Source organism: Pseudoalteromonas sp. B160 (assembly GCF_037162485.1).
GTDB classification, from domain to species: Bacteria; Pseudomonadota; Gammaproteobacteria; order Enterobacterales; family Alteromonadaceae; genus Pseudoalteromonas; species Pseudoalteromonas rhizosphaerae.
In genome coordinates, this window is the sequence record NZ_JARLUX010000001.1 from 48097 (window position 1) to 60972 (window position 12876).

The window sequence follows — 12876 nt, forward strand, 5'->3', positions numbered from 1 at the left end:
AAACCCGTACTAATTACGCGCTTATAAAATTAAAGGTGTATTTGCTTTTCGACGCTTTGGGCTTTGTCGCCTAGTTTTACATCAAACTGCTTAATAAATTGTTCTATTACGTCGGCTTGTTGCTGGCTAAATACGCCATCGAGCCCCATGTCATGTATTTGGGTAAAAGGCGCATCGTAAAGCTGGGCTATTTCAATAGAGCCGTGGCGAATTAAGTGGTTTTTTAACATACCAATAAAGCGCTGTTGCTTGGCATTTACATGTGTGTGTATTTGCTGCACAAAGGTAGTAAAGCTCTGCTCTATGGCGTTTTTATCCATACCGACTATGGTACGCAATATTTTATCGAGCGTCGCGGTTGATTCGGGAAAAAACTCTTTTAATGTATTTAAATCTACACTTGGGTTTTGCGTATGCACTAACGAACTTAATTGCGCTAAGTCGGCCTCGGTTACTTGTTCGCCATTGCGGATTTTTTTAAGTACGCTGTCGGTTTCAAACAACGGGATGAGTGTTTTTTCAACCTCTTGGCGATATATTTGATAATCAATAGAGACTATTTTTGTCAGCCTGTCGGCTTCGTGTATTTGGTTGGTGTCTTCGGTTATATCAAGTATAAAAGCAGTGGGTGGCGGTGCTATATCTTTATTACGCAGGTGTATAATACTGCGTAAATTAATACGACTTTGCTCAAGTGCTGCATGGGTTAAATACTGCCAATATTGCTCTGTTTGTATTTCTGCTATTGCAGGTGCTTTGCTACGCACTTCGTTTAAGTGCATTTGTAGCGACTCAACCTTGTTCATTACACTTTGTTTAGCTAAATCAATTTGGTTTGCATCAGTAAGTAACAGCGTTTGAATAGTGGTTAGCTCAGAATCAAATTTATACGCTTCACTTTGCCCCATGATGTTACGCCACTGCATAAGCGGCGCTACTTTTTCGAGTAAGTCGCTGGCTGTGTTGGGCACAAATTGATTAAGGCGTTTTAGATCTTTGTAAGTTTCGACCACTAGCCAGTTGTCGCGTACTGATATTGATTCCATTGGCAGTAAACAAATATCGCCGTGAATTAATTTAATTGTTTGGTCAAACACATCCATATTGGCTTTTTTAAGGGCGGTTTGGGCAAGGGTTACCCGCGCTTCAAATAGTTTTTGCAGTAGAGATTTAGCTTGTTTTACGTCTTCTTCTTCTGGGTTTTCGTCAAAGTATTCAAAGTTAGCCCAGTGGTCGAATATTAAAAAGTGGGTTTTGTGCTTGCCTGGGCCATACAGGTTTTCGCATAAGCGTGTGCCACGGCCAATCATTTGCCAAAATTTTACTTTTGATTTTATGGGTTTTGCAAATACAAGGTTTACACATTCAGGTACGTCTATGCCGGTGTCGAGCATATCGACCGATACGGCAATGCGTACGCTGTTTTCGTCGCTTGATTTAAAGTCGTCTATTAGCTCTTCGGCGCGTTCGTACTTTGAGTGAATAACGCGACAAAAATTAGCACCATGTTGTGGGTAAAGCTCACTAAACAGCTGCGCCATTAATTCGGCATGGGCTATGTTACGAGCAAATATAATAGTTTTACCAGGTAGCTGGCCGTCTTTATCGCGCAGGCCTTTTTCCATTAAGTTACGCAGTATTAGCCTGTTGGTGTCTTTATTTTTAATGGCTTCGTCTATTTGTTTTGCGTCAAAGTCGAGCTCGTTAGGATCAATCCCTTGCTCTTCTAGTTGGGCTATTTGTTCATCGGTTAGGTTGTCTTTTTTAATGCCTTCACGTAAAAACTGTGTGGTGTAACTTACAATTTTATAGGGGACTAAGTTGCCTTGCTCTATGGCGTCTTCAAGTGGGTAATTGGCTGTTGGCATTTTGTAATCACAGCTAAACAAATCACAGGTTGAGCGCGATACCATTTCTACCGGCGTGGCGGTTAAGCCCACTTCTAGCGCGTCAAAGTATTTAAAAATATCGCCATAAATATTGTAAATTGAGCGGTGCGATTCATCAGCCACGATCAGGTCAAAGTAGCCTACGTCGTACTTGTTCATTATGCGCAGCATGCCTGGGTAAGTCGCGATAAATACGCGCGCACTCGCTGCGGTATTTTTAGCGCTTTTTCCTACAATGTGTACTGGCTCTTTAGTGTGTTCGGTAAAGGCATTACCCGCTTGTTTACGTAGCTCTTTTCGGTCACATAAAAACAGTACGCGCTTTGCCCAACCCGCATCAAGTAAACGCTTAGCAAGCGCAATAGATACGCGTGTTTTACCTGTGCCGGTTGCTTGCACAATAAGCGCTTTGCGGTGTTTGTCGCTAAAGCGCTCACAAACACGGGTTATGGTTTCCATTTGATACAAACGCCCTGCTACTGCGGTATCTATTGGCGTGGTGTTTAGATCTTTTTTCAGCGTGCGCTGCTTTATTAAGTACTGCAGGGAATCTTTTGAATAGTAACCGTATAATCCACGGCTATTATAGCCTTGCGCATCATCTAGGATTTTTATATCCCAGCCGTTTGAATAAAAAATAACAGGGCGTTGACCAAATTGTTTTTCGAGCGCGTTGGCATAAAGCGTTGCTTGCTCACGGCCTTTTTCGATGTTTTCACGGGCGCGTTTGGCTTCTATTACAGCAAGTGGCTTTCCGTCGTCATCCCATAAAACGTAATCTATGTAGCCAGTGCCTGTTGGCGTTGGTTGCTCATTTACCTTTACTTCTTTGCCTACTTCATCGGTAGAAACATCATCAAGTGCAACATGCCACCCTGCTGCGCGTAAGTCTAAATCGATAATTCGTTTGCGGGTTTCGTCTTCATTAAAGTTAAAGCTAGATGTAATTGCACTATTATTTGTTTGCAATTCAGTGAGTTTATTTTGATCAATAACACTTTTAAGTTTGGCCGCTTCTTTTTGAGCCAATTGCTGCGCTTGCTGAGCGGCTTCTAATTCATTTAACGCTTGTTTTAAGCGAAGTTTATTTTCTTCTAGCTGTTTTGATAGTTGCTTATTTTGTTTTGCAAAAGCGGCATCTGTTTGGTTAGTTAATTGAGTAAGTTCGGGTGCAGTGAATTCTGGTAAGTCTTTTTGATCGCCATTGGCAAAAGCCATATAAAGATAACAAGAAATAAAGTAAGTTTCTTTTAAAATCCATACCGCTTCTTGCTGACTTACTTTGCCTTCGTGCGCTGCTCTGTTACCGCTTTTACGTATAGCATGCAGTTTATCTTGTATTTGTTGTGGTACTGCTGATTTAAAGTTGTCAGCAATGAGTTTATCTTGAAAAGTCGAATTAGGGTTGGCAGGTAAACAGAGCTCTTTATAAATGAAGCCTACGACTTTTTCGGCAAAGCAACGTAATTTAACCAATGAGCTTTGCGGATCGGTAATCGCATACTCCTCTGCAAAAGCGGCTAACTGGTGTAGTTCTGGCCATTGTTGCTTAATGTGTTCAAAGTTCATTGATTGCTTCATTCTTCGTTACTTCCTTATAAACTAATTTACCAAACTTATTTATTTTTATGCATTTGCAAGCTTGTGAAGTTTAAGCCGTTATATTTATTTTTATGTTATGTGTTACTGCACTTAACCAGTAGCTTGTTTCAAAACTTTGGTTATTAGAGTCAATCGCTATTTTTTTAGCAAGCTCGTTGGGTAACAAATTTTTTATTTTATTGTTTATCCGGCTGCGTGTTTGCTGTACAAACGTTTTTTCCATCACTTTTAAATTACTGTGTAAACCATCTCTAAAGTCTTCTGGTTCTACGCCAAACGTATCACGGAATATACGTAAATCACTGCTATTTTGCTGTAAATGCGTTAGATACTCTTTGCTGTAGCTCAATGTTTCTTCAAAGTTACGGTCAACAATTAAGCCAGTTTTTCCACTTTGACTATATTTGTTTAACCATAAATAAAAGGCGCATTCTTTGGCGGTAAGTTTAATTTCTACCCCTGCAAAGGTAAGTGTTTTTGCCTTAGCATTTACTTCAAGAGCTAAATCTTTTTTATGTGCTGAGTTTAAACTTGCTACTGTTTGGCTAAACGAGGCACTTTGCATATTCGTAATGAGGGTTTCGTCGATTGATTGGCGCATACGTACAAATGGTATTTCGGCAAGTGTAACTTGGGCATTTTTACAGTTAACTTGTTTGCCATTTTTACCGTCGATCATGTGGTTGTATGGTGTTGGGTAGTAAAAGTCTCTTACAAATTCAAACTCGTCGTTTACAAATACGTGGCTGAGAGAATCTTGCTCGCCCCCTAATAATGACATTGCATAACCTAAATAAAACGCCATGGTTTTCCGCCCACCCGCGATTGAGGCATGAATACTAATGTTATTTTTATTAGTAAGCTCAAATACTTTACGGGTAATAAAATCAGCCATATAAGTTTGTTCTATTTCAGATTTTGCATCATCAATAGGTTGGCCTTTGTTGTCTTCTATTAGCCATATATTTTCATCGGGAAGTTTAATATTGGGAAGTTGGTAGTCTGCTATTAATTTAGCTAAGTGACCTTGCTTAAATAGTCCATCAGTAAGCATAGCCTTTGTGCTTTTTGTAGTTATAACAAAAATCTCTTCGGGTATCGGCTTACCCTGCTGATGAAGAGCGTAAAGCGTCTCAGTTAATACTTGAGGGCTTGCACCAGTAACTATTAGTAGGATATGTTTCATCAAGAATCCTTTTGTTGAATATTTAGCATCATAGCCAAATTTGTAACTGAATGGAACTTGTTTGAGTTCAATGAATTAAGTTACTAGATAAAGGGGGCGTATTGATATATAAAATTAGAAGCTTTATTGATAAGCACAAAAAAGGACGCCATGAGGCGTCCTAATATTGAATAATGGCGGAGGAAGAGGGATTCGAACCCTCGTTAGGGATTAACCTAAACACACTTTCCAGGCGTGCGCCTTCAGCCACTCAGCCATCCCTCCGCAGGTTACCATTTGGTAACGCGGCGTAATAGTATGAAATAGCGCGCGGCGGCGCAAGGTGTTTTTCCCTTTTGCCTGTTAACTGCCTAGTAAACAAACAAAAAAGGCCGCTGATAGCAATACCAGCGGCCTTATCTTTATAACCTAGTTTAGCGTTGGAGTGACGCTGAGAAATCGAGCATACGATTAAGCGACTTGAGTGCGCCTTCACGAAGGTCCATATCTACAAACACTTCTTTGCCAGTTGCATCTAATAACGCTTCCTCAATCGCTTTGAGGCCGTTCATTGCCATCCACGGGCAGTGCGCACAACTCTTACAGGTTGCGCCTTCGCCAGCCGTTGGTGCGGCAACAAATTCTTTATCAGGGCATAACTGCTGCATTTTATAAAAAATGCCGCGATCAGTGGCAACAATAAACTTTTGATTGCTCATAGTTTGTGCCGCTTTGATCAATTGACTGGTTGAACCTACTGCATCAGCTAACGCTACAATTTCTGCTGGTGATTCTGGATGAACCAAAACGCCAGCGTCAGGGTAAAGCGCTTTCATGTCTTTTAACGCTTTGGTTTTAAATTCGTCATGCACGATACATGCGCCATTCCACATGATCATATCAGCGCCAGTATTCTTTTGAATATAGGCACCTAAATGTTTGTCTGGGCCCCAAATGATTTTTTCACCCATTTCATCTAGGTGCTCAACAATCTCAAGGGCACACGATGAGGTAACAATCCAATCAGCGCGAGCTTTAACGGCAGTTGATGTATTTGCGTATACAACCACTTTACGATCAGGGTGCTGATCACAAAACGCTGAGAACTCATCAATTGGGCAACCAATATCAAGCGAACAAGTTGCTTCTAGTGTTGGCATAACCACGGTTTTATTCGGTGTCAGTATTTTTGCTGTTTCACCCATAAAACGTACGCCGGCAACGATAATCATGTCAGCATCGTGCTTGGCACCAAAGCGAGCCATTTCTAGCGAATCAGCAACACAACCGCCAGTTTCTTCAGCAAGCGCTTGAATTTCAGGATCAGTATAATAATGGGCAACCAATACGGCATTTTTATCAATCAATAATTGCTTGATACGTGCTTTGTATTGCGCCTGCTCATCATTATTCAATGGAGCTGGTTTAGGAGGAAAGATATAACCTTCAGGCATAATAGTTTGAGCTAAACTCATTTCTCGACCACTTAATCTACAGTGCATTTATGGGGCGGATTATACGAGAATATAAAACTAAATAACAGTAGTGGTCATAAATACCAATCTACTTAAATATTTAATCATTCTAGCAGGCTAAATAAAGCGTTAACTGCGTTAGTTATTTTTTATGTACGACTGCATGGATGCAGGAGGTAGAGCAATGCAGGAGCAATTGCCGAGAACAACTACATGTCAAAATTTAAGCCTTGTTATCACTGTATTTATCTGTCGCTATAAATGGTCAGTAACTTAACACGATTGATATAATAGCAATTTGATTAACGCATTTGTATTTAGCTTGACGATGATTTTTGTAAGTGTTTTTTGCTTTTGATGTAAAGTGATGTGAATTTACTAAATAGGGGTCAGATAAACTGAAATTGAATAAACCAGAATGGTGGGTCATGATGGACTTGAACCATCGACCAATGGATTAAAAGTCCACTGCTCTACCAACTGAGCTAATGACCCGCTCTGATGTGCCTAAGCACGCTGCGTAGATCCGCCGATTATAACCACTCTACTATTCTACCAATAAAGAATGGTGGGTCATGATGGACTTGAACCATCGACCAATGGATTAAAAGTCCACTGCTCTACCAACTGAGCTAATGACCCGCTCTGGTGTGCCTAAGCACGCTGCGTAAATCCGCCGATTATAACCACTCTACTATTCTACGAATAAAGAATGGTGGGTCATGATGGACTTGAACCATCGACCAATGGATTAAAAGTCCACTGCTCTACCAACTGAGCTAATGACCCGCTCTAATGTGCCTAAGCACGCTGCGTAAATCCGCCGATTATAACCACTCTACTATTCTACGAACAAAGAATGGTGGGTCATGATGGACTTGAACCATCGACCAATGGATTAAAAGTCCACTGCTCTACCAACTGAGCTAATGACCCGCTCTGATGTGCCTAAGCACGTTGCGTAGATCCGCCGATTATAACCACTCTACTATTCTACGAATAAAGAATGGTGGGTCATGATGGACTTGAACCATCGACCAATGGATTAAAAGTCCACTGCTCTACCAACTGAGCTAATGACCCGCTCTGATGTGCCTAAGCACGTTGCGTGAATCCGCCGATTATAACCACTCTACTATTCTACGAATAAAGAATGGTGGGTCATGATGGACTTGAACCATCGACCAATGGATTAAAAGTCCACTGCTCTACCAACTGAGCTAATGACCCGCTCTGATGTGCCTAAGCACGCTGCGTAGATCCGCCGATTATAACCACTCTACTATTCTACGAATAAAGAATGGTGGGTCATGATGGACTTGAACCATCGACCAATGGATTAAAAGTCCACTGCTCTACCAACTGAGCTAATGACCCGCTCTGATGTGCCTAAGCACGCTGCGTAAATCCGCCGATTATAACCACTCTACTATTCTACGAATAAAGAATGGTGGGTCATGATGGACTTGAACCATCGACCAATGGATTAAAAGTCCACTGCTCTACCAACTGAGCTAATGACCCGCTCTGCTGTTGCAACTAAATGCAACCAAACACTAATACGTAAATCCGCCGATAAAAGACCATTCTATAACTTACTAATGAATGGTGGGTCATGATGGACTTGAACCATCGACCAATGGATTAAAAGTCCACTGCTCTACCAACTGAGCTAATGACCCGCTCTTTTTGCCGCAATTTGAGTGGTTGAACCATTCGTTTGCTGCGGGCGCTTATAATACTTATTTAAAAAATGAGTGCAACAGAAAATGTCTCTTTTTTTAAGTTTTTATGTCTAGCTGACCAATTTTAGACCGCTTATGACAAAAAGCAGTCTAATCAAGCTGATTCTACATTTTTGAAAGGCGATCAGTGGCCAATTTTGCAGCAGTTGTACTTGGGTATTGGTTAAGCAGATCCTGAAAGGTTTTTGATGCTTGATCGGCTAAACCTTGCTCTTGCAATAAAGTTCCAAGCTTTAACATTGCATCTGGACGCTTATTTGAATTTGGAAATTCATTTACAACAACTTTAAAATGTTCCGATGCTTTTACTGCATCATTTTTAATTGTCAGCAATTGCCCTAACCAATAATGAGCGTTGGACGCATAAACAGAATTTGGATACGTTGTTAAAAACGTTTGAAACTCTGGAATTGCCTGATCGTAGCGCTTGTCCTTCATAATTAATGCCACTGCACGCTCGTAAGCCTCATTCTCAGACAGATCCGAACTAATAGCTTGCGATGCAACAGGCTCTGCATATTGCTCTGTACTGGGTTGCGAGTAAGCTTGGCTCACGCGATTTTCAATTTCTTGATACAGCTCACGTTGGCGTTGCAGTACTTTCTCAAGCTTATAGGTCTGTTCTTCGGTGATCCCGCGAACTTGACTCACTTCATCTTGCAGCATATTTAGCTGTTGCTGTAACTCAACTTGTAATAAATTTCTCGACTGCATCATACTTTCAAGGGCAGCAAGGCGTTTTTCTATACTCGATTGTGAACTCGCAGCTTCTGAAACAGGAGCGGGAGCAGCCCAAACTTGGGTGCTCCCGCTCAATATCATGGCTGCCAAAATAATTTTCGGCTTCATAATGTCTCTAATTTAGTAAACTAGTACCGCACGGCGGTTTTTAGCGAAAGCAGATTCAGTGCGTGATTTAACCATCGGCTTTTCTTCACCGTAGCTCACTACTGACATTTGGCTTGCAGAAACACCTAAACTTTGAAGGTATTTTTCAACTGCTTGACCACGATGCTCACCCAATGCGATATTGTACTCAGGTGTACCACGCTCATCTGCATGACCTTCAATTAGTACTTTAACTGATGGATTCTTTACTAAAAACTCAGCATGAGCTCGAAGTAATTCACCGTACTGACCTTGAATCGTCGCTTTATCAAAATCAAAGTAAATTACTTGCTTTTCACGTAATGCTTCGTATTTTTGAGTGAGTTCTTCTTGTGCTTTTTGATCAGGTGTTAATGTTGCCACTTCAACAGTGTCATTATTAGCTGTTTGCTCAACTGTCGCTTGATTTGATTGATTTGCTGCACCTTCGTCGATATCTGAAGATGAGCTACAAGCTGCTAGAGTCATAACAGGCACAGCAATTAGCAGGCCTTTAAGTATTTTATTAAGTTGCATTGAGTAGATTCCTATATTGAGTAAACCAGCAAATATTACTGTAAATAAGGCGACCACGCGGGTGCCTTTACTTGTCCATTTAGCACAGGTAAACGTGCTTTAAAACGACCGTCCATTGATACCAGCGCTAGTACCTGCTTATTATTATGTAGCGTGCTATAAATAATCATCGAGCCATTAGGTGCTATACTCGGTGATTCATCTAGACGCGTTCGAGTTAATACTTGAAACGCTCCAGTAGCCAGCTCTTTCTTAGCAAGATGGTACTGCCCGTTAGTACGGTTAACCATCACTAATTCTTTGCCATCAGGGGTAATAGAACCTGCTAGATTCATATCACCATCAAAGGTCATTCGTTGTGACCTACCTGTTTGTAAATTTAACTTATAAATCTGAGCATTACCACCCCTTTCCGAGGTAAACACGATATCTTGACCATTCGGATGCCAAGACGGTTCAGTATCTATACTACGGTGGCGAGTAAGGCGTGTTTCTTTACGTGTAGCTAAATCTAACATATACACTTCTGTGGCACCGTTTCTGTCTTTTGACAGTACTAATAATAGTTTTTTACCGTCAGGTGAAAACTGTGGCGCACCATTGATACCTTGATGGCTGGTAATGATTTCACGCTTACCAGTGTATAAATCTTGCATATAGATTTGGCTTTGACGATTTTCAAACGTCACATAAGCTAATTTAGTACCATCAGGTGACCATGCTGGGGACATTAACGGCTCTTGAGAGCGTAATAAAACTTGTTCATTAAACCCATCGTAATCAGCAACAACAAGCTGATAAGGTTTTGGTTCGTCATCACGCACAATGACATAAGCAATTTTTGTTAAAAAGGCACCGCGCTCACCGGTAAGTTTTTCATAAATAACATCACTAATACGATGAGCGTAGCGTCTAAACCCAGATTCGCTTATCACACTTTCGCGTGCTTCTTGAACATGATCTTGATTTTTAACTAATTTACCATTGCTCATCATTTGCGTTTCACCGCCGGTGATTTGGCCGCGGATAACATCAACAAGCTCATAACGTACCAAATAACGGCCATCTGTTTGCTGTTCAACTTCACCAACTAAAATTGCTTCAACACCCTTATTTACCCACGCACCATAATCTATATCTGCATTTTTGCTTGGCAGCTGTGGCATTTCGTCAACACTAATTGGTTTAAATTTACCACTGCGCATCAAATCGGCAGCAATAACATCACTGAGCTTTTGTGGAATTGGCCCAACACCTTTATATTTAAAAGGGATGATGGCTATAGGGCGTGCACTATCAACACCTTCTGTTATGACTATTTCAAGCGCAGCATTTGCAACACTGGTAAAGCCAAGAACTAAAATTAAACAAACTGTTTTCAACTGATTGAACATATAATTCCTTTAAAATTGTGGCTTGATCGTTAAGTTAATATTTTTTAATTGCTCAAACACGTCTTGATCTTTAGATACCGGCAGTGTTTCAGCCATACGAACCGCCCTTAGCGCCGCTTCGCATACTAACTTATCACCACCTAAAGATTTCACTTGTGTGACCAGACCATTAAAACCTAAGCGAATATTCACACGGCATTGTTGGTTTTTCATTTTTTCATCAATTAATAAATTTTGCTGAATACGCGCCATAATTAATGCTTTGTATTTATCAACCTCAGTGCCGACCTGTTGCTGACGCAATTTATTTCGCGCGGCTTGCTCTGTGGCTAACTGCTCTTGCAGCATTTGCTCTTGTAATGCTTTTTGACGCGCCTCTTCAGCAGCTTCTGCGCGTTTTTTAGCGGCTAACTCTTCACGTTTACGGTCGTCTTCGGCTTTTTTTAATGCCTCTTCTGCCTGTTTACGTTTCTCAGCTGCCGCTTTTGCAGCTAACTCAGACGCTTCTTTTTGCTTTTCAGCCTGCTGCGCTTTTTCACGTTCTTTTTGCTCTATTTCACGCGCTTTTTTAGCCTGTGCTTGCGCTTGTGCCGTTTCTTTCTCTTTTGCTCGGCGCTCTTGCTCTAGCTTCTTAATTCGACGATCTTCAGCTTCACGTTGTTTACGTGCATCAGATGCTCGGCGCTCTAAATCACGAATGCGTTTATCTTCAGCACGTTTTTTATCATCTTCTTTGCGTTTCAACTCAGCAATTTTTTGTTCAACCATTTTCTGGTCAACAGTCACTGCTGAAACAGCATTTTCAGCATCAGGCATAGCCTTGTTCAAGGTGACTTCCATTACTTTAGGCGGTGAAGTATGAAAACTCGCGGTTCCTACCAGAACGCCTATTATAGCGAGGTGCAATAACACTGATTTTAATACTGAAGCACCCATATTAGTTTTTATTCCCTTCAAACGACTCAGTCATTAATCCAACTGAAGGTACACCGGCATTTTTTAAGAAATCCATCAATAATAATACTTCTTGATACGATACTTTACCTGAGCCTTTGATCATCACTGGAGTTTCTGGGTTTTTCATCAGTTGCAACTTAATAACAGCGGCAACATCTAATGCTTCCATCGGTTCTTCTGGATCAGTACCAATACTGACATAGTACTTACCTTGTGCATCAATTGAAGCAATGATCGGTGGCGTATCTTTAGTATCGACTAAATCTGATTCTTCCATTTTTGGCAAATCAACTTTAACACCATGAGTGATCAAAGGCGCAGTAGCCATAAAAATAATCAGTAGCACCAGCATTACATCAATGTAAGGAACTACGTTTATCTCTGCAACAGGACGACGCTTCTTACGCTGATACATTCGCTTTTGCCTCTATTTGGGTAGCTGCTTGACGGTGTAAAATATTTGCAAACTCTTCCATAAAGTTAATGTAGTTAGATTCTAGCTTTTCAACTCTATTAGCAAAACGGTTGTATGCAATAACCGCAGGAATAGCTGCAAATAACCCCATAGCTGTTGCAATAAGCGCTTCAGCTATACCTGGGGCAACCATTTGCAAGGTTGCTTGCTTAACTTCGCCTAACGCGATAAAGGCATTCATAATGCCCCACACAGTCCCAAACAAACCAATGTAAGGACTGATAGACCCCACTGTTGCTAAAAACGATAAACTTGATTCTAATTTTTCGATTTCACGAGATAACGCAACTCGCATTGAACGATGCGTCCCTTCCATTACAATGCTAGCACTTTGAAAAGAGTTTTTCTTATGGCGAGCAAACTCTTTAAAGCCTGCTATAAATAATGCTTCAACGCCGGTTGAGCTACCGCTACGCGATGAGATCTCATTGTAGAGTTTACTTAAATCAATGCCTGACCAAAATTTTTGCTCAAATCGCTTAGTATTGGATAATGCATCTGAAATTGCTTTTTTGCGCTGAAAAATAATTGCCCATGACATCACTGACATACCTACTAATGCCAGCATAACTAATTGCACAAGAAAACTTGCTTCTAGAATTAAATCTAAAAAATTAAGCCCTGAACCCACATTAAACTCCTAATAAGATTTCTTGTATAAATAACATTTCATTATACGCTAGGTATATGACCGAAAAAATGGCCAAAAGTTGCAACTAGTGTATCGATTCAGCTCAGTACTGACAACGCTATTGCTGTGAATTAGCAAC

At 40.8% G+C, this 12876-nt stretch carries 9 protein-coding genes and 10 tRNA genes; all 19 read right to left on the reverse strand.

All coding sequences use genetic code 11. From position 1 onward, the window contains the following. Positions 1-29 precede the first annotated feature (29 nt). The 19 genes from P4S61_RS00185 to tolQ all read right to left on the reverse strand — a co-directional run bounded on the left by P4S61_RS00185 (position 30) and on the right by tolQ (position 12737). Positions 30-3470, reverse strand: a complete 3441-nt coding sequence (locus P4S61_RS00185) for a DEAD/DEAH box helicase family protein (RefSeq protein ID WP_337117577.1) — start codon at positions 3468-3470, stop codon at positions 30-32. 70 nt (positions 3471-3540) lie between these two features. After that, positions 3541-4677 (reverse strand): CRISPR-associated ring nuclease Csm6, encoded by a 1137-nt coding sequence (csm6, locus tag P4S61_RS00190; RefSeq protein WP_337117578.1) that lies wholly within the window; start codon positions 4675-4677, stop codon positions 3541-3543. 174 nt (positions 4678-4851) lie between these two features. Then, positions 4852-4941: transfer RNA gene (locus P4S61_RS00195), tRNA-Ser, on the reverse strand. A 149-nt stretch (positions 4942-5090) separates the two neighbouring features. Further along, positions 5091-6131 (reverse strand): quinolinate synthase NadA, encoded by a 1041-nt coding sequence (gene nadA, locus P4S61_RS00200; RefSeq protein ID WP_182730647.1) that lies wholly within the window; start codon positions 6129-6131, stop codon positions 5091-5093. Between the two features lie 419 nt (positions 6132-6550). Next, a tRNA-Lys gene (locus P4S61_RS00205) sits at positions 6551-6626 on the reverse strand. Positions 6627-6697: 71 nt separating this feature from the next. Continuing rightward, positions 6698-6773 (reverse strand) — tRNA-Lys (locus P4S61_RS00210). A gap of 71 nt (positions 6774-6844) precedes the next feature. Further along, positions 6845-6920, reverse strand: a tRNA-Lys gene (locus P4S61_RS00215). A gap of 71 nt (positions 6921-6991) precedes the next feature. Next, positions 6992-7067 (reverse strand) — tRNA-Lys (locus P4S61_RS00220). 71 nt (positions 7068-7138) lie between these two features. Next, a tRNA-Lys gene (locus P4S61_RS00225) sits at positions 7139-7214 on the reverse strand. A 71-nt stretch (positions 7215-7285) separates the two neighbouring features. Then, positions 7286-7361 (reverse strand) — tRNA-Lys (locus P4S61_RS00230). Positions 7362-7432: 71 nt separating this feature from the next. Next, positions 7433-7508: transfer RNA gene (locus P4S61_RS00235), tRNA-Lys, on the reverse strand. A 71-nt stretch (positions 7509-7579) separates the two neighbouring features. Then, positions 7580-7655: transfer RNA gene (locus P4S61_RS00240), tRNA-Lys, on the reverse strand. 82 nt (positions 7656-7737) lie between these two features. Next, positions 7738-7813: transfer RNA gene (locus tag P4S61_RS00245), tRNA-Lys, on the reverse strand. A 168-nt stretch (positions 7814-7981) separates the two neighbouring features. After that, a complete protein-coding gene (gene ybgF / locus P4S61_RS00250) occupies positions 7982-8725 on the reverse strand; it encodes a tol-pal system protein YbgF (RefSeq protein ID WP_182730648.1) in 744 nt (247 codons plus the stop codon). A 12-nt stretch (positions 8726-8737) separates the two neighbouring features. Beyond that, positions 8738-9280, reverse strand: coding sequence for a peptidoglycan-associated lipoprotein Pal (pal, locus tag P4S61_RS00255; RefSeq protein WP_145233097.1), 543 nt, complete (start codon positions 9278-9280; stop codon positions 8738-8740). Between the two features lie 35 nt (positions 9281-9315). Further along, complete coding sequence (tolB, locus tag P4S61_RS00260) at positions 9316-10674, reverse strand: Tol-Pal system beta propeller repeat protein TolB (RefSeq protein WP_145233096.1); 1359 nt, start codon at positions 10672-10674, stop codon at positions 9316-9318. Between the two features lie 9 nt (positions 10675-10683). Continuing rightward, positions 10684-11610 (reverse strand): cell envelope integrity protein TolA, encoded by a 927-nt coding sequence (gene tolA / locus P4S61_RS00265; RefSeq protein ID WP_145233095.1) that lies wholly within the window; start codon positions 11608-11610, stop codon positions 10684-10686. A gap of 1 nt (position 11611) precedes the next feature. Next, positions 11612-12046, reverse strand: coding sequence for a protein TolR (tolR, locus tag P4S61_RS00270; RefSeq protein WP_145233094.1), 435 nt, complete (start codon positions 12044-12046; stop codon positions 11612-11614). Then, positions 12033-12737: a protein TolQ gene (gene tolQ, locus P4S61_RS00275; protein ID WP_145233093.1), complete on the reverse strand. Its 705-nt coding sequence runs from the start codon at positions 12735-12737 to the stop codon at positions 12033-12035. The genes tolR and tolQ overlap by 14 nt, the downstream gene beginning before the upstream one ends. Positions 12738-12876 lie beyond the last annotated feature (139 nt).